Genomic DNA, 18,442 nt, shown 5'->3' with positions numbered 1-18,442 from the left:
CCCGACTTTTTTTATAGGATTAATAAAAAAACAGGCCTCACAGCCTGTTTTCAAGTACAGCAAGGCTTTGAAGCCTCTTTACATCATTTGAATTTATTTTTTATTTTTTAAACCAATCTTTTGACTCGGGATTTCGTTTCCATGTTTGCAGCTTTTTTAGATCATCTGAATGAATATTTCCGTTTTCAAGCGCGACCTCTGTGAGCGTATCATAATCAGTTAATGAGTAGTATGGCAGTTCTGCCTTTGCGAAGGCTTCCTCCGCTTTAGGAAGTCCGTACGTAAAGATTGAGACGACACCAAGCACTTCACAGCCGGCCGCTTGTAAAGCTGCACAAGCTTCAAGCACGCTGCCTCCTGTGGAGATTAAGTCTTCAATGACGACTGTTTTTTGCCCTTCTTGCACAGCTCCCTCAATCTGATTGCCTTTTCCGTGCGCCTTCGGCTTGCTCCTCACATAACACATCGGAAAATTCAAACGGTCAGCCGCTAAAGCAGCATGAGGAATACCCGCGGTTGCTGTTCCCGCAATCATTTCAGCTTCGGGAAAATGCTCTTTGACAAGCTTGCTGATGCCTGAGGCGACATCATTTCTGACCTCTGGGAAAGATAGCGTAAGGCGGTTGTCACAGTAGATTGGAGATAAAATGCCGCTTGCCCATGTGAACGGCTCGTTCGGGCGTAAAAATACAGCTTGGATGTCTAATAGATGTTTTGCGATGATTTGTTTCAAGATTTGATTCCCTCCCATTCAAGTCTGACAGCCTTATAGGCTTTTACCGGGTCTTCCGCTTTTGTAATCGAGCGTCCTACCACTATCGCAGATGAACCTTTCTCTCTTGCAATGGCAGGTGTCGCCACGCGGACTTGGTCATTCGCAGCGTCCTCTGACATTCTGATCCCCGGAGTGACAGTCAGAAATGAAGGCGACACCGCTTGGTAAATGGCTTTTGCTTCATGAACAGAGCAGACCACTCCATCCAGTCCGCTTTCTTCCGCCTGTTTGCTGTAGTGCACAACCGTATCAATCAGAGATTTTTCGATCAGCAGTTCATCTTTCATGATTTGTTCAGATGTGCTTGTCAACTGGGTTACCGCGATAAGTGACGGACGTTTTTTTCCGGCCGGCGTACCTTCTTCTAAGCCTTCGAGAGCTGCCTGCATCATTTTTTTGCCCCCGGCCGCATGAACATTGACGAGGTCTACTCCGAGACTGGCAAGGCGCTTCATCGCTTTGTTTACAGTAGTCGGGATGTCATGAAGCTTTAGATCTAAAAACAGCTCGCAGTTTCTTTCTTTTAATTGTTTCACGATCGATGGCCCTTCTTGATAAAAAAGCTCCATTCCAACCTTTACAAATAACGGTTCTTGCTGAAAAGGAGCTAAGAACGCGAGTGTTTCTTCAGCTGATGCAAAATCAAGCGCGATGATGGGCAGGTTGTTTTTCATGATTCCAGCTCCTTCCGATGCATTCTTCAATTGATTGATAGCCGTATTGGCGCAAAACAGATGGGAGCTGTTCAATAATCTCTGGACATGCAAAAGGATTCACAAAGTTTGCTGTTCCGACAGCGACTGCGCTTGCTCCCGCGAGAAGAAATTCCAGGGCATCTTCAGCCGTTTGCACGCCTCCCATTCCGATAATCGGGATATTGACCATCTGGCTGACTTCATACACCATGCGAATGGCAACCGGCTTCACAGCAGGACCCGAAAGTCCCCCTGTTTTATTCGCTAATATCGGTTTGCCGGTTTTTAAATCGAGTCTCATGCCGATTAGTGTGTTGATCATCGTAAGACCGTCCGCTCCCGCTTCCTCGATCGCTAAGGCAATTTCTGTGATATTAGCCACGTTCGGGGAAAGCTTCACATAAACGGGTACATCCGAAACCTCTTTCACCGCTTTTGTCAAATCGGCAGCCATTTCAGGATTCGTGCCAAAAGCGATTCCGCCTGTTTTCACATTCGGGCAGGAAATATTCAATTCAAGAGCATGAACATTTGGCGCTTTGCTGATATGCTCTGAGACTTCAACATAATCCTCGACTTGAGAACCTGCGACATTGGCAATGATCGGCGTATCAAACTGCTCAAGCCACGGCAGCTCATTATGCAACACGCTATCCAGCCCCGGATTTTGGAGACCGATCGCATTGAGCATTCCAGCACCAGTCTCAGCTACCCGCGGCGTCGGATTCCCGAAGCGCGGCTCCTTTGTCGTAGCCTTAATCATGATAGCTCCAAGACAAGACAAATCATAAAAACGTGAAAACTCTTTTCCAAACCCGAAGCAGCCTGATGCAGGAATGATTGGATTTTTCAAATCAAGTCCCGGCAATTTCACCTCTAGCATTACAGCGCCACCTCCTGAGCTTTAAATACAGGCCCGTCGAGACATACTTTTACATAGGATGTCTCACTTTCGTTTGTATGGCACACACACGCGAAGCATGCGCCGATTCCGCAGCCCATTCGTTCCTCCATGGACAGATACACTTCTTTATGGGCATATTCCTGTTTTAACGCCTTGAGCATCGGTGTCGGCCCGCAGCTGAGGAGGATATCAAACTCTAGATTTTTCCGTTTAATCACATCTGTGACAAATCCGGTTTCCCCGTAGCTTCCGTCAGCTGTTGCCACATACGTGTCTCCGTACTGCCTGTATTCTTCCTCGTAAAAAACATCCTTTGCCGATTGGAATCCTAAAACGTGGATGACATTAACCCCTTTTTCATTCAAGCGTTTCGACAGCTCTTGGAGAGGCGGCACACCTACTCCGCCTCCTACCAGCAAAGCCGTCTTTCCGGGTTGAACTTCATTAACAGGAAAGCCATTTCCCAAAGGCCCGAGGACATCCACAAGTTCTCCCTGCTGCTTCAGTGACAAGAGTCTTGTCCCTTCCCCATCTACCCGATAAATGATGGTGACTTCATTTTTTTCAAAGTTGACATCTGCGATGCTGATCGGCCTTCTCAAAAGAGGCGTAACCGCTTCGCTCACTTTAAGATGAAGGAACTGTCCCGGGGTTGTAAACCCTTGGACAAGCTCCCCTTTCAGAACCATTTGATACACCCGGTCTGCAATTTGCTGGTTAGAACATACTGTCAAATACGCTTTTTTCATATAGTGACTGCCGCCTCCTGATTTGTGTTGACTGCCGGCATTTGATCAGCACGGAATGTCATGCTTTCCAGCACTCGTAATATCGCCTCTGCCGTATCTAAAGATGTTAGGCAGGCAACACCATTTTCTACTGATTCACGTCTGATTCTAAAACCGTCTCTTGCCGGCTGCTTTCCTTTTGTCAGCGTATTGATGACAAACTGCGCTTCTCCGTTTCTGATGACGTCAAGCAAGTTCGGGCCATCCTGACCGATTTTTCCGACGACCTTCGCTGGAATGGAAGCTTCTTTCAGGTAGCCTGCCGTTCCTTCCGTCGCTAAAATGTTGTAGCCGATCGCGTGGAACCGCTTAGCAATGGCAAGCCCTTCTTCTTTGTCCTTATCAGCTACTGTTAAAAGCACGGAACCGTAGTTCGGGATTTGAATACCTGAAGCAATCAAGGCTTTGTAGAGCGCCTTTTCAAGTGTCGAATCTTTCCCCATGACTTCACCTGTTGATTTCATTTCAGGCCCTAACGTAATGTCCACTCTTCTCAGCTTGGCAAAGGAGAAGACCGGCGCTTTTACAAATACACCTTGCTGTTCAGGCTGAAGGCCCTCTGTATAGCCAAACGCAGCCAGCTTTTGACCAAGAATGATTTTTGTTGCGAGATTCGCCATTGGGATACCCGTAATTTTGCTTAAAAACGGTACGGTTCTGCTTGATCTCGGATTCACTTCTAGCACGTACACCTCACCTTGCGACAAGACGAATTGAATATTGAGCAAACCGACAATATTCAGCCCTTTAGCCAATGCGATCGTGTATTGTTCAATTTTTTTCTTAATGTCCTCTGTGAGAGACTGAGGCGGATAAACAGCGATTGAGTCTCCGGAGTGAACGCCCGCACGTTCAATGTGCTCCATAATTCCCGGAATGACGACTGTTTCACCGTCGGATACTGCATCGACTTCAATTTCTTTTCCAGTCAAGTATCTATCAATTAATACAGGGTGCTGCGGATTGATTTTGACTGCATTTTTCATGTAATGAAGCAGCTCTTCTTCATGGTACACAATCTCCATCGCCCGGCCGCCAAGTACATAGGAAGGACGCACCAGCACCGGATAACCGATATCACTTGCGATGCTTACCGCCTGACCAACTGATGTCGCTGTTTTGCCAAGCGGCTGAGGAACACCAAGTTCTCCAAGCGCTTGTTCAAATTTATCCCGGTCTTCCGCACGGTCTAAATCTTCTAATGAAGTTCCAAGGATTTTCACTCCGCGTGCAGAAAGCTCGTCAGCAAGGTTAATCGCAGTTTGTCCGCCAAATTGTACGACAACGCCCATTGGCTGTTCGAGGTCAATGATGTGCATAACATCTTCAATCGTAAGCGGTTCAAAATACAGCTTGTCTGAGATGCTGAAGTCTGTTGAAACGGTTTCCGGGTTGTTGTTGACAATAATGGCTTCATAGCCTGCTTGTTTAATTGCCCATACAGAGTGAACCGTCGCATAGTCGAACTCGACACCCTGACCGATTCGAATCGGACCCGAACCAAGCACCATCACACTTTTCTTATCTGTAACGACAGATTCATTTTCTTCTTCATATGTGCTATAGAAGTATGGCGTTTCTGACTCAAATTCCGCCGCACATGTATCTACCATTTTGAATACCGGCGCAATCCCCGCTTGTTTTCTCAAGCTGTAAAGCTCAGATTCTTTCATTTTCCACTCGCGGCTAATGTACTGATCAGAGAAGCCGAGTTCTTTTGCCCGTCTCAGCACATCCGTATTGCCCGCATTGGCCTTCAATTCTTTTTCAAACTGTACGATTCCGAACAGCTTATGCAAGAAGAAGACATCGATAGCGGAAAATTCATGGAGGTCTTCTACCGTGTAGCCTCTTCTGTACGCTTCAGCTAAGTAGAATAAGCGTTCATCACCGGCCTTTTTAATTCGCTTTTCAAGAAGCTCATCTGAAATGTCAGCGGCGTCCTTCAATTCAAGATGATACACATCCGCTTCCAGCGAACGCACTGCCTTCAGCAATGACTCTTCAAGCGTGCGGCCGATTGCCATGACCTCACCTGTCGCTTTCATTTGCGTGCCAAGCTTTCTGTTTGCTGATTCAAATTTATCAAACGGCCAGCGCGGAATTTTGGATACGACATAGTCAAGAGCAGGTTCAAATGCTGCATATGTTTTTCCTGTCACCGGGTTCATCATTTCATCTAATGAAAGTCCGACTGCAATTTTAGCAGCGAGCTTTGCTATCGGGTATCCCGTTGCTTTTGATGCAAGAGCAGATGAACGGCTGACACGCGGATTTACTTCAATAATGTAATATTGGAAGCTGTCTGGATCTAAGGCGAGCTGGACGTTACATCCGCCTTCGATCCCAAGCGCGCGAATCAGTTTTAACGATACATTCCGCAAGAGCTGATACTCGCGATCGCTGAGCGTTTGGCTCGGCGCGACAACAATACTGTCTCCAGTATGGATTCCAACTGGATCAATGTTTTCCATGTTACAAACGACAATGGCGTGATCCTGGCTGTCTCTCATGACTTCATACTCGATTTCTTTATAGCCGGCGATGCTTTTTTCAAGAAGACATTGGTGTACCGGGCTTAATTTCAAGCCGTTCTCAACGATTTCTTTTAACTCTGTCTCATTCGAGCAGATGCCTCCGCCTGTTCCGCCTAATGTATATGCCGGGCGGACAATGACAGGGAATCCAATTTGACTGACGAATTTTTCTGCTTCTTCGAGGGAGTGAATAATCTCACTTTCAGGCACCGGTTCATTCAGTTCATTCATTAATGTTCTGAACAAGTCACGGTCTTCAGCTTGCTGAATCGCAGACAGTTTTGTGCCAAGCACTTCGACGCCGCATTCTGCCAGAACACCTCTTTCAGAAAGCTCAACCGCAAGATTCAAACCGGTTTGGCCTCCGAGTGTAGGAAGAATGGCATCTGGGCGCTCTTTTCTGATGATTCGTGTCAGGAATTCAGGTGTGAGCGGTTCGATATAAACCCGGTCAGCCATTTCTGTATCTGTCATGATCGTGGCAGGGTTTGAGTTGACAAGGATGACTTCATAACCTTCTTCTTTCAAAGCAAGACAGGCTTGTGTTCCCGCATAGTCAAATTCTGCTGCTTGGCCGATGATGATCGGTCCAGATCCGATTACTAAAATTTTGTTAATGTCTACGCGTTTTGGCATACCGCTTCCCCTTCTTTCTCTGTTGTTTCGATCATTTCGATGAATCTGTCAAATAGATGGTTGGCATCCTCAGGACCAGGTGAGGCTTCGGGATGATATTGAACCGTAAATGCCGGCAATGTTTTATGCTTCAGCCCTTCAATCGTATCGTCGTTAATTGCGATATGCGTCACTTCCAGTTCTGTTTTACTGATAGACGAAACTGTATATCCATGGTTTTGAGATGTTAAGGCAACTTTTCCTGTAGCCAGCTCTTTTACCGGGTGGTTTGAGCCCCTGTGGCCGAATTTCATTTTTTCAGTATTCGCCCCGCACGCCAGCGCGAATAATTGGTGGCCGAGACATATTCCGAATAATGGCACTTTTCCAAGAACACCTTTAATCATTTCAATCGCTTCAGGCACATCCTTCGGGTCTCCAGGTCCGTTAGAAAGCATGATACCGTCCGGTTTCAGCTGAAGCACCTCTTCCGCTGTAATGTTGTAAGGCACAACGATGACGTCACATTTCCGTTTGTTCAGCTCTCTTAGAATCCCGTGTTTCATGCCGAAGTCAACCAAGACGATGCGTTTGCCTCTTCCCGGGCTCGGATATGCTGTTTTTGCTGATACTTGGGATACTTGATTTCTTGGCAATTCCGTTTCGTTCAGTCTTTTCAGCACTGCTTCGATATCTTCATCAGATGAAGCGAATGTTCCTTTTAGCGCGCCTGCCGTGCGGATCATTCTTGTCAGCTTCCTTGTATCAATCCCCTGGAGTCCGGGAATGTTTTTCATTTTTAAATACTCGTCTAAGGTGTATGCTGAACGCCAGTTGGAAGGCAGCTCACATAATTCTTTGATGATCAGCCCTTTCACAAAAGGAGTAATGGATTCAAAATCATCACGGTTAATGCCGTAATTTCCGATAAGCGGGTATGTTAATGTTACGATCTGTCCGCAGTAAGAAGGATCAGATAAAATTTCCTGATAGCCTGTCATCCCAGTATTAAAAACGACTTCTCCCATGTTGTGTTCTAAGCTTCCGAAGGCTTCTCCCTCGAATACCGCTCCGTTTTCCAGTACTAATCGTCTCTTCATTTGACAAGTCTCCCCTCTTCATAAGCAAGCTTCCCTGCCGCAATTGTAGCGACCGGCCAGCCGGTGCAACTGATGCCGTTGAATGGTGTATTTTTTCCTTTTGATAAAAATGTCTCTTTGTCTATAACTGCTTCTTTTTCTAAATCGATTAACGTAATGTCCGCAGCTTGCCCCGTTTGTAATGTTCCATATGGGAGACCGAACGCTTCGCATGGCTTGATTGTCATGTAGTCAATCAGCTGCTTCAGTGACCAGCTGCCATTTTTGACAAAGTGTGTGTAAAGAAGCGGGAATGCTGTTTCTAAGCCGACAATTCCGAATGGCGCCAGCTTCATTTCTGTGTTCTTCTCTTCTTCCGTATGCGGTGCATGGTCTGTTGCGATAAAATCAATTGTTCCGTCTAAAAGACCTTCAATTAAAGCAGCTCTGTCTTCTGGGCTGCGGAGCGGAGGATTCATTTTATAGTTTGTGTTCAGCCCCGGGATGTCCTCATCACAAAGCAGCAAATGATGCGGCGATACTTCTGCTGTCACTCTGATTCCCGCTTTTTTCGCATCGCGTACAACTCTGACAGATTCTTTTGTGCTGATATGGCATACATGATAATGGCAGTTTGCCGCTTCAGCCAGCAGCACATCGCGGGCAATATGAACCGATTCACACACAGAAGGTATGCCGTTGAGCCCGTTCGCTTTGGAGAATGTCCCCTCATGTACGCTTCCTCCGTAAATTAAGGAGTTGTCCTCGCAATGTGCAACAATCGCTTTGTCAATTGCGGCTGCCCGTTTCATCGCTTCATACATCATTCCTGCTGTCTGTATACCAACGCCGTCATCTGTAAAAGCAAATGCCCCGGCTTCTTTTAACGCTTCAAAGTTTGTCATTTCATCGCCGATTTGTCTGATCGTAATGGATGCATATGGAAGAACTCTGACGCATGATGTTTCTTTAATTCTGTTTTGCACCCATTCCATTTGCTCCTTTGTATCAGGAACCGGCCGCGTATTCGGCATTGCTGCTACTGTAGTGTAGCCGCCGCGTGCCGCCGCTTTGGCCCCGGTTTCAATAGTTTCTTTTTTCTCTCCGCCCGGCTCTCTGAAATGCACGTGGAGATCAACAAACCCAGGTGAAACGAGCAAACCTTTTGCATCAATTACCGTTTCATTATCCGTTGCATCAAGCTTGCCGATTGCGGTGATGGTTTCTCCAGTCACTCGGATATCCGCTTCTGTTTTTTCACCATTTTCGTTTAGTATCCAGCCGTTTTTAATGAGATATGACATACGCTGCTTCTCCTCTTTTCACATTGGTTTGTAAGGCACGCTGTATCACTGCCATTCTGATAAATACGCCATTTTGCATTTGCTTGAAGATTCTTGATTTTCCGCTTTCTACTAAGCTGTCATCAATCTCCACTCCTCTGTTTACCGGAGCAGGATGCATGATGATCGCATGCCGCTTCATACGCTCAGCCCGTTCTACGGTCAAGCCGTATTTGTTTAAATAGCCTTCCTGGCTGACAGCGGATTGATGTCGTTCATTTTGAATGCGCAGCAGCATGACAACATCGGAAGACTCAACTGCTTCATCCATTGAGACATACGTGCCGAATGTATTTTCTTCATCCTGCCATTCCGAAGGGCCGGAAAATAGGACCCGGGCACCCAATCTTGTCAACACTTCCGCATTTGACCTTGCCACTCTGCTATGCTTGATGTCGCCGTGAATGGAGACGGTAAGCCCTTTGAACGTATTGAACTCTTCATAAATCGTCATTAAATCAAGCAGTGATTGTGTCGGATGCTGGCCGCATCCGTCTCCCGCATTCAGAATCGGAATGTTCACCTGGCTGACAAGCTCTTCATAATACTCATCCTCACTGTGCCTGATGACGCAGACGTCCACACCGATTGATTCGAGCGTCCGGATCGTGTCATATAAGGTTTCGCCTTTTTGCACGCTTGTGCTAGTTCCATCAAGGTTGAGCACATTCATGCCCAGCTTTTTTTCTGCGACCTCAAAGCTGAACCGCGTTCTCGTGCTCGGTTCGAAAAACAGGTTTGCGGCAAACTTTCCTGTAAGCTGATTGTCTGTTTTTCCGCTTTTAAGGTCTTGTGCTGTTTGAAGCAAATCTTTGATTTCCTCAGTGCTGAGTTCACTCATCGTCGTTAAATGCTTCATGTTCTTTCCCCTCTCTTTTCAACTTAAGGCTGAAAAAACCCCGGTCTAAGATAGACTCGGGGTATGGTTAAATAGAGGGCAGCATTGAAGCTTCCTTCTCTTCATAACCCTTCCAAGCCTCTCTGGACTTTCATTAAAAGGTTTTAGATATGATGTTCAGATGTGTCTGTCTGCTCTTCCTTCGCCTGCGGAAGAATCAGGTTTAAGATGACACCGACAATTGCGGCAAGCGCCATTCCTGACACTTGGAATCCGCCTTGAGACACTTGGATAAAAGCTCCTCCTACACCGATGACAAGGATAACTGATGTAATAATGAGGTTTCTGTTGTTTTCATAATCAATTTTGTTGTCAATCAGCATTCTCAGGCCGCTTGAAGCAATGATTCCGAACAGCAGGAAGGAGACGCCTCCCATGACCGCTGACGGCACTGAACTGATCAGCGCTGAAATTTTGCCGATAAAGCCGAAGCAACAAGCAATCACTGCCGCTCCTCCGATGACAAAGACGCTGAATACTCTTGTGATGGCCAGCACGCCAATGTTTTCTCCGTAAGTCGTTGTCGGCGGACCGCCGATCAGGGAAGCGAGGATTGTCGCCACACTGTCACCCATAATAGAGCGATGAAGACCTGGCTTTTTAATGAAGTCTTGTCCGACAACCTTACTCAGCACCATTTGGTGGCCGATATGCTCTGACATTGTGACAAATGCGACAGGAACCATTGCGGCTGCGATGCCGAGTGTAACTGACGGTGAATAATCTTTGAACGGAATGATAAATTCAGGCACTGCAAACCATTTCGCGTCAAGCACCGGCTGGAAGTTGACAATCCCTTGAGTAAGGGCGAACAGGTATCCGCCAATGATTCCAATCAGAACCGGAATCAGGCTTAGAAACCCTCGTAAGAAAATCGCACAAATAATCGTAATTGCCAGCGTAACTCCTGCGACACTAAAGTGCTTTAAGCTATAGACCAACTCACTCGCGTTTGGATCAGCATACATCGCCATGTTTACCGCAGTGCTTGCCAGTCCCAGCCCGATGACGATAATAACAGGCCCTACGACTACAGGCGGTAGAATCTTCATCAGCCATCCTGTTCCAAGCTGCCTAATCAATAAGGCAATCAGCCCGTACACCAGCCCTGCAAGAAACGCTCCAACCATTGCCGCTCCCGGCCCGCCGGTCGCTTTTACCAGAATGATCGGAGAAATAAAGGCGAAGGATGAACCGAGATACGCCGGAATTTGTCCTTTGGTAATAAGAAGGTACGCCAGTGTTCCGATGCCGCTTGTCACCAACGCCACAGCAGGACTCATTCCGACGAGCTTCGGAACCAAAATGGTTGAGCCAAACATGGCAAACAAATGCTGAAGGCTGAATGAAACCCAAGAGAAAGGTGTCGGGACATCCCTGACCCCTAAATTTACTTTTTTCTTACTCATGATGATTTCCCCCTGATTGTTGACTTTCATTTTAGGATGACTCAATGACTGTATAAAAAAACCTCTTTGCTTTTTTACGCAAAGAGGCATACAAAGACCTGCCGAATGCTTTTTGGGCCTTTGTTGTGCACCTCTTTGCAACCTCTCTGGATTGCCCTTAAAAAGGTGATCTATTATTCGTTTTCATAAATGGCGACGAGATCGTTTTGGTCTACCTCATCAAGCTGAACCATAACCTTTTCTGACTTTGATGTCGGGATGTTTTTCCCGATATAATCCGCTCGGATCGGCAGCTCCCGGTGTCCTCTGTCCACAAGCACTGCAAGCTGAATGGAGGAAGGTCTGCCTACATCAACAAGCGCATCCATTCCTGCTCTGACTGTTCTTCCGGTATACAGGACATCATCAACGAGAATGACTTTTTGATCTGTAATATCTACCGGAATATCTGCACCTTTTACAAGCGGTTCATCGTTGCTCGTTTTTTTAGAAAGATCGTCTCTGTAAAGAGTAATATCAATTTCACCGACTGTAACAGGGTTTCCCTCAATCTGTTCAATGCGTTCCGCAAGGCGTTTTGCCAGGTAAATCCCTCTTGTCTTAATGCCGACAAGAATGCAGTTATTCATTCCTTTATTGCGTTCGATCATTTCGTGAGCAATCCTGGTCAGCGCCCGTCTGATTGCCTGTTCGTCGAGAATGACAGCTTTTTGATTCAATGTGTGACACCTCACAGTTCATATAGAAGAAAAAACCCCTCCTGCCAGAGCATAGAGGGGTTTTAGGACAAGGTGCGCGCCTATACACGCATCCCGTCTATCCGTTATCCTTCTCAGCCTCTCTGGACTGTTTTAAAGAATCTATTCAGCTTCGTTTATTATTTCAGAAAAGAAACACGCTGTCAACCGTTTTTTCTGAGGTTTTCGATTAATTCTGCCATATCCTCAGGAAGCGGCGCTTCAAATTCGACATATTCTCCTGTTCGTGGATGGTCAAAACCTAAAACTCCCGCGTGAAGCGCTTGGCCATTAAAGTCGATTGTTTTTCTTGGGCCGTATTTCGGATCGCCTGCTAATGGGAATCCGATATATTTCATATGAACACGAATTTGATGGGTTCTCCCTGTTTCAAGCTGGCATTCCACTAACGTAAAATCCTGAAAACGCTCTAGTACATGAAAATGAGTGACAGCGCTTTTGCCATCACGTGTCACAGTCATACTTTGACGGTCTTTCTTATCTCGTCCGATCGGCGCGTCAATTGTGCCGTCATCGTGAGAAATAAGCCCGTGGACAACTGCCGTATATTTCCGCGTGACCGTTTTGTTGACCAATTGGTTTACAAGTGACTCGTGCGCCATATCATTTTTCGCCACCATTAATAAACCGGACGTGTCCTTATCGATTCTGTGAACAATACCCGGACGCATCACGCCATTTATTCCGGAAAGGTCTGTGCAATGAGCCATAAGGCCGTTTACAAGTGTGCCCGTAAGATGCCCGGGTGCTGGGTGAACAACCATTCCGCGAGGTTTGTTGACGACCAGCACATCCTGGTCCTCATAATAAATATCCAGATCCATAGGCTCTGCCAGGACGTCGAGCGCTTCCGGTTCGGGTACAGTGACGGTCACCTGATCACCCGGCTGAATTTTATAATTCGCTTTCACCGCGCTTCCATTCACGACAACCTGTCCGTCTTTTACCCATTGCTGAACCTGGGTTCTTGACCAATCATTCTCAGTCGATGCCAAAAATTTATCAATCCGCTCACTTTTTTGTTCTTCTGAAGCGGTTATATCAATTTGATTCATGCTATTGCTCCTTTTTCTTTTTCCCGCTGTCCAACAGCATTTGTATAAATAAAAGCATTACGCCGACACATAGTGAAGAGTCCGCGATGTTAAATATCGGGTAATTGTAATTGACAATAATAACATGGATAAAATCCACAACTTCCTGTCTGACAGCCCGATCGATAAAGTTGCCGATGGCACCGCCAAGCATAAGTCCGAGGGCAACGCCAAGAAGCCTTTGTCCCTTTGTATAACGCTGTATGTAATAAACAATACCAATAATAACAGCGGTTGTTATGAGGTAGAAAAACCACATCTGACCCGCTAATATCCCCCATGCAGCACCCGTATTGCGATGGGAGGTGATATAGAATACCTGATCAATGATCGGAATGCTTTGGCCAAGTTCCATGTTCTTAACAACTAGCCATTTTGTCAATTGATCGGCTGCAATAATAAGTAGTGCAATCATATAATACAGCACAAACGTTCCTCCAGTTTACGGTTACTTTAATCCATTATGCATTTTATCAATAAAAAGCACTGGAGTAAAGAAATATCAGGCATATTAACCAGCCAGACACTGTTATTCATACAGTGCCTGACCATATTCGATATCCGTTGATTTCCATATCGGAAGCGTTTTTTTCTCAAATTGGACAGAATAAAGAAAATCGTTTGCTGTTCGGGCCGTCGGCAGCACCGCCAGCTTTGAAAGAGGAATGGGGGCCCCTGTTTCTTCACAGTATCCGAATGTGCCGTTTTCGATTTTTGACAATGCAAGGAGAACGTCTTGAAGCTCTTCTTTAATATGATAGATCAGAGTTGCTTTTTGTTTATGATTGATTGCTGCTTGCGGGCTTGTAGAAACCTGAAAGCAAGAATACTCAAATAATCTCGACTGTAATTCTTCTTTCATCAGAAGAAGTTCCGTATAAATTGCGGTCAGTTGATCATTCATTCTTCACAACTCCTGCTCTTAACGTAGTACCTTTATTGTTGCCTATGAATGATGATCTAAAGCCCATAAGATTTTTCCTGCCGTTCTAAAGGATGTCACTCTTGGCACAAAAAAAGCCCGGCTTTTACGCCGGGCCCTTTTCATTATTTTTGATAGTATTTTTCAACGATTTCAGCGTTGCGTAATGAAAGTGTAGGATATTTCGGATTTGCACCTACATCTTTTGAAATCACACGTGATCTCTCACACATTTCGCCTTCCGCTTTCTCGACAGCGATTTTACCCGTCGCAAAGCTTTGCGCATCGTTCGGCGCATCATTTTCTTCGCTGATTGTCAGTTCAGACACAATAAACAGCTGAGAAAGGTTTTCTTTTATGGAAGCCAAGAGCTCTTTGTTTTCTTTGTTTGGATACAATTTCAGGTTTGCTTCCAAAGATTTACCGATAATTTTTTCATTTCGCGCAGTTTCTAACGCTTTTAGCACGTCATCACGAAGAGCCATAAAGCGGTCAAATTTTTCTTCAGTCACTTCACTGTTTGGAACCGCGATTGTTTCCGGCATATCGGTCAGCTGAACGCTCTGCTCTTCAACAAATGTTAAATGAGACCACAATTCGTCTGCCGTATGTGGAAGGATAGGCGCTGAAAGCTTCACTAATGCAAGAAGCGTTTCGTAGAATACTGTCTGCATGCTGCGTCTATCCGGATGATCCGCATGCTCGATGTAGACAATATCTTTTGCAAAATCAAGGTAGAATGAGCTCAATTCGATTGTGCAGAAATTATGAATGCTGTGATACACAACCGCAAATTCGTACTCATCATACGCTTTTTTCACTTTATCAATCAGCTTGTTCAGCTTAATCAGCATATACTGATCCACTTCACGAAGATCTTCGACAGCCACCGCATTTGTTTTTGGATCAAAATCGAAAAGGTTGCCGTGAAGGAAACGGAACGTGTTGCGGATTTTACGATATACTTCCGCAACCTGCTTTAGAATGGCGTCAGACACGCGAACGTCCGCCTGATAATCCACTGAAGATACCCATAATCTTAAGATGTCGGCACCAAGCTGTTTCATAACTTTAGCCGGAACAACAACGTTACCGATTGATTTACTCATCTTGCGTCCTTCTCCATCCAGTGCGAACCCATGGCTGAGCACACCTTTATACGGCGCTTTCCCTGTTACGGCTACTGCTGTAGAAAGAGAAGAGTTAAACCAGCCGCGATATTGGTCAGATCCCTCTAGGTATAAATCAGCCGGGCGAACGAGGTCATCACGTTCTTCAAGCACTGCTTGATGTGAAGAGCCTGAATCAAACCAAACATCCATGATATCCTGTTCTTTTGTAAATGTGCCGTTCGGGCTGCCAGGATGCGTAAAGCCTTCCGGAAGAAGATCCTTTGCTTCTTTTTCAAACCAAATGTTTGATCCGTGCTGTCTGAACAATTCAGAAACATGTTCAATGGTTTCATCTGTAATAATCGGTTCTCCGTTTTCAGCGTAAAATACCGGAATCGGCACACCCCACGCACGCTGTCTGGAAATACACCAGTCTCCGCGGTCCCGAACCATGTTGTGCAAACGCTGCTCGCCCCATTCAGGAACCCATTTGGTTTCTTTAATGGCATCCAGCAGGTCTGATCTGAAATCTTTAATAGACGCAAACCATTGCGCTGTCGCTCTGAAAATGGTTGGTTTTTTTGTTCTCCAATCATGCGGATAAGAGTGAGTAATGAATTCAAGCTTCACAAGTGCGCCTTTTTCATCGAGCTGCTGTGTGATCGCTTTGTTTGCATCATCATAGAACATGCCTTCAAACCCAGGAGCTTCGCTTGTCATTACACCTTTTTCATCAACCGGGCAAAGCACATCTAATCCGTATTTTTGGCCGATGATAAAGTCATCTTCCCCATGTCCTGGCGCTGTATGAACACAGCCTGTTCCGGCATCAGTTGTTACGTGTTCACCAAGCATAACGAGAGAGTCTCTGCCATATAGCGGGTGTTCAGCGATAATGTTCTCAAGGTCTTTCCCTTTGACCGTTCTTGTCACTTCATACTGATCAAATCCGCATGCCGATGCAACATTTTCGACTAAGGCACTTGCTACGACAAAGCGGTCTTCACCTACTGCAATCACGCTGTACTCAAGATCAGGGTGCACTGAGATTCCAAGGTTCGCCGGAATTGTCCAAGGCGTTGTTGTCCAAATGATGATGCGCTCGCCGTTTTCAAGAACGCCTTTTCCGTCTTTTACACCAAAAGCGACGTAAATAGATGCTGAACGTTTGTCTTGATATTCGATCTCGGCTTCAGCCAGAGCAGACTCACTTGAAGGTGACCAGTTAACCGGTTTAAGGCCTTTGTAAATGTAGCCTCGTTTTGCCATTTCACCAAATACGCGGATTTGCTGCGCTTCGTATTCCGGTTTTAATGTCACATATGGGTTTTCCCAGTCACCGCGGACACCAAGACGTTTGAATTGCTCACGCTGTCCCTCGATTTGCTTCCAAGCGTACTCTTCGCATAGTTTGCGGAATTCCGCTACTGACATTTCTTTGCGGTTGACCTTTTTGTTTTTTGTCAGAGCTGTTTCAATTGGCAATCCGTGTGTATCCCAGCCCGGCACATACGGTGCGTTGTAGCCGCTCATTGATTTATAGCGGACAATGAAGTCTTTCAAAATCTTGTTAAGTGCATGGCCCATATGGATGTCGCCGTTTGCATACGGAGGTCCGTCATGTAAAACAAATTTCGGGCGGTCTTTCGTCCGTTCCTGAACAAGACGGTAGATATCCTCTTCCTCCCATTTTTTTTGAATGTCAGGCTCCCGGTTTGGCAAATTTCCACGCATCGGGAAATCTGTTTTCGGCATTAAGAGCGTGTCTTTAAAATCCATTTTCATTCCTCCACTGCATTTTTTCAGAAAATAAAAAAAGCCCTCTCATCCCATAAGGGACGAGAAAGCTTATCTCGCGGTACCACCCTTTTAGAAAAAGCAAGCATACACTTTTTCCTCTTGAGCATCGTAACGTGATGAACGTCCTAACCTACTGTGAGTTCAGCAAGGAAACTAAAGGGCTGATCTACATGATTCCGGCCATCCCGGACTCTCACCATCTCCGGGTCGCTATGAAGGCCTGAAGGAAACATGACTGTCCCTTTCAACCGTTTTTTCATCTGAATTTATGAACGTATTATATTCGACAAGCTAAGAAAATGTCAAGATAATCAGAGAATTTATTCCTTTTCCTCAAATACAGCGTCGACTTCATACTCAAGGAGATGATCCCAATCGTCATTTTTCAGAAGATCAAGCTGAGCTTCAATCAGCATTTGGAAACGTGTTCTAAACACTTTAGACTGTTTTTTCAGCTCTTCAATTTCCATTGCAATTTTTCTTGATTTTGATAACGATTCGTTGATAATGCGATCAGCGTTTTTCTCCGCTTCCCGAACGATCAGCTTTGCTTCTTTTTGAGAATTGCGTTTTACGTCTTCAGCCGCTTCTTGAGCAACTAAAATTGATTTATTCAATGTTTCCTCAATATTGGCAAAGTGTCCGATTCTTTCATCAAGCTCATTGACTTTCGCTTCAAGCTCAGTTTTCTTGCGGAGAACAATTTCGTAATCTTTTCTGACTTGGGCTAGGAATTCATTTACTTCATCTTCATCATATCCGCGAAAACTTTTTGTAAACGTCTTGTTGTGAATATCATTTGGCGTTAATGGCATGATGCCACCTCCATTTTTACATTTCAGTACGGTTATCTAGTTCACATTATAAAACAAATTTCGCACAGATGGAGAAAAAAACTGAAAAACCGACTATTTTTGTCGTTCAAACGTAACTCTCCATTTGTCTTTTTTGGTTTTCCCTTCGATTTTTGTTAAGCTGCACCGGCCAAAACCTCTGATTGACAGCATGTCCCCTTCCGCGACTATGTATGAAGGATCTTCAACCACCTTCCAGTTCACTTTCACAAGGCCGTTTTTCACAAGCGTCTGTGATTTCTGGCGGGATTGCCTGCTCATAGAGGCGCAGACGGCGTCAAGCCTTAAAGAAGAAACCGTGTCATCTCTTATTTCGACATCAACTGCTGGAATGTTAAGGTCTGACAAGTCGATTTTCTCTAGGCTGACCGCCGCTTTGCCTGCTTGGGTCAGCTGTGCAGCCACAAAATCAGCGGTATCGGCTGAGACAATCAATTGCACTGCTGTCTCAGAAAACACGATGTCACCGAATTTTTGCCGCTTTAATCCTATGCCCATTAATGCACCAAGCAGAGAACGATGATCTACTGAGACAAACTTGTCAGCATAACGGACGTTAAACGCCTGCAATTCAAAATCCGATTCTTCCGGAGTAATGTACTCTGGATACAGAATCGCCCGTTTTCGCTCCGCTCTGTCATAGCCGCCGGAAAAAGCAAGCCCGACGTCAGCCTGTCCCGTAACAGCAGAGAGGATGACCTGCTCTCGGGGATCTAAAAAGTCGGTCAGCTTCATCCGGTACTGCTCCTGGACAATTCTTTTCCATTCGAGCGCCTGATCAATAAAGGCCCGCTCGTCTTTTCTGAAGTGCTGATATATATCGCTCATCGTCTTTCCCTTCTATGTAAAGAGGCTTGGC

The 18,442-nt window shown here is 45.6% G+C and carries 16 protein-coding genes and 1 other annotated feature; all 16 genes read right to left on the bottom strand.

The window, feature by feature from the left end; all coding sequences use genetic code 11:
* Positions 1-100: 100 nt before the first annotated feature.
* Entirely contained in the window at positions 101-733 is a 633-nt protein-coding gene (pyrE, locus tag QF06_RS06805; RefSeq protein WP_038828200.1) for an orotate phosphoribosyltransferase, read from the bottom strand.
* Positions 730-1,449 (bottom strand): orotidine-5'-phosphate decarboxylase, encoded by a 720-nt coding sequence (gene pyrF / locus QF06_RS06800; protein ID WP_003232107.1) that lies wholly within the window; start codon positions 1,447-1,449, stop codon positions 730-732. The genes pyrE and pyrF overlap by 4 nt, the downstream gene beginning before the upstream one ends.
* On the bottom strand, positions 1,418-2,353 hold the full coding sequence (locus tag QF06_RS06795) for a dihydroorotate dehydrogenase (RefSeq protein WP_041850848.1): 936 nt from the start codon (positions 2,351-2,353) through the stop codon (positions 1,418-1,420). The genes pyrF and QF06_RS06795 overlap by 32 nt, the downstream gene beginning before the upstream one ends.
* Positions 2,353-3,123 (bottom strand): dihydroorotate oxidase B electron transfer subunit, encoded by a 771-nt coding sequence (gene pyrK / locus QF06_RS06790; RefSeq protein ID WP_041850849.1) that lies wholly within the window; start codon positions 3,121-3,123, stop codon positions 2,353-2,355. The genes QF06_RS06795 and pyrK overlap by 1 nt, the downstream gene beginning before the upstream one ends.
* Positions 3,120-6,335 (bottom strand): carbamoyl-phosphate synthase (glutamine-hydrolyzing) large subunit, encoded by a 3,216-nt coding sequence (gene carB / locus QF06_RS06785; RefSeq protein WP_041850850.1) that lies wholly within the window; start codon positions 6,333-6,335, stop codon positions 3,120-3,122. Before carB ends, pyrK begins: the two co-directional genes overlap by 4 nt.
* Positions 6,320-7,414, bottom strand: a complete 1,095-nt coding sequence (locus QF06_RS06780; RefSeq protein WP_003232115.1) for a carbamoyl phosphate synthase small subunit — start codon at positions 7,412-7,414, stop codon at positions 6,320-6,322. Before QF06_RS06780 ends, carB begins: the two co-directional genes overlap by 16 nt.
* Positions 7,411-8,697 (bottom strand): dihydroorotase, encoded by a 1,287-nt coding sequence (locus QF06_RS06775; protein WP_041850851.1) that lies wholly within the window; start codon positions 8,695-8,697, stop codon positions 7,411-7,413. Before QF06_RS06775 ends, QF06_RS06780 begins: the two co-directional genes overlap by 4 nt.
* Positions 8,681-9,595, bottom strand: coding sequence for an aspartate carbamoyltransferase catalytic subunit (locus QF06_RS06770; RefSeq protein ID WP_041850852.1), 915 nt, complete (start codon positions 9,593-9,595; stop codon positions 8,681-8,683). Before QF06_RS06770 ends, QF06_RS06775 begins: the two co-directional genes overlap by 17 nt.
* A 143-nt stretch (positions 9,596-9,738) precedes the next feature.
* Positions 9,739-11,043 (bottom strand): uracil permease PyrP, encoded by a 1,305-nt coding sequence (pyrP, locus tag QF06_RS06765; protein WP_024572187.1) that lies wholly within the window; start codon positions 11,041-11,043, stop codon positions 9,739-9,741.
* Between the two features lie 173 nt (positions 11,044-11,216).
* Positions 11,217-11,762 (bottom strand): bifunctional pyrimidine operon transcriptional regulator/uracil phosphoribosyltransferase, encoded by a 546-nt coding sequence (gene pyrR, locus QF06_RS06760; RefSeq protein ID WP_003232127.1) that lies wholly within the window; start codon positions 11,760-11,762, stop codon positions 11,217-11,219.
* Positions 11,763-11,944: 182 nt separating this feature from the next.
* The gene (locus QF06_RS06755; RefSeq protein WP_015383615.1) at positions 11,945-12,856 is read right to left on the bottom strand and encodes an RluA family pseudouridine synthase; all 912 of its coding nucleotides are present in this window, start codon (positions 12,854-12,856) and stop codon (positions 11,945-11,947) included.
* Between the two features lies 1 nt (position 12,857).
* The gene (gene lspA, locus QF06_RS06750) at positions 12,858-13,322 is read right to left on the bottom strand and encodes a signal peptidase II (protein WP_003245047.1); all 465 of its coding nucleotides are present in this window, start codon (positions 13,320-13,322) and stop codon (positions 12,858-12,860) included.
* A 102-nt stretch (positions 13,323-13,424) separates the two neighbouring features.
* Positions 13,425-13,799: a sporulation-related RNA polymerase-binding protein YlyA gene (gene ylyA, locus QF06_RS06745; protein ID WP_014476755.1), complete on the bottom strand. Its 375-nt coding sequence runs from the start codon at positions 13,797-13,799 to the stop codon at positions 13,425-13,427.
* Between the two features lie 143 nt (positions 13,800-13,942).
* Entirely contained in the window at positions 13,943-16,708 is a 2,766-nt protein-coding gene (gene ileS / locus QF06_RS06740; protein ID WP_041850853.1) for an isoleucine--tRNA ligase, read from the bottom strand.
* 52 nt (positions 16,709-16,760) lie between these two features.
* Positions 16,761-16,987: a binding site (T-box leader), on the bottom strand.
* 62 nt (positions 16,988-17,049) lie between these two features.
* Positions 17,050-17,544: a septum site-determining protein DivIVA gene (gene divIVA / locus QF06_RS06735; protein ID WP_003221468.1), complete on the bottom strand. Its 495-nt coding sequence runs from the start codon at positions 17,542-17,544 to the stop codon at positions 17,050-17,052.
* A gap of 93 nt (positions 17,545-17,637) precedes the next feature.
* Positions 17,638-18,411 (bottom strand): YlmH family RNA-binding protein, encoded by a 774-nt coding sequence (locus QF06_RS06730; RefSeq protein ID WP_015383612.1) that lies wholly within the window; start codon positions 18,409-18,411, stop codon positions 17,638-17,640.
* Positions 18,412-18,442: the final 31 nt, after the last annotated feature.

Origin of the sequence: Bacillus sp. YP1, assembly GCF_000877815.1 — a bacterium.
Taxonomy (GTDB): Bacteria; Bacillota; Bacilli; order Bacillales; family Bacillaceae; genus Bacillus; species Bacillus subtilis.
Note: the sequence above shows the minus strand (reverse complement) of the source record. Positions and strands in the feature narration are given on the sequence as shown.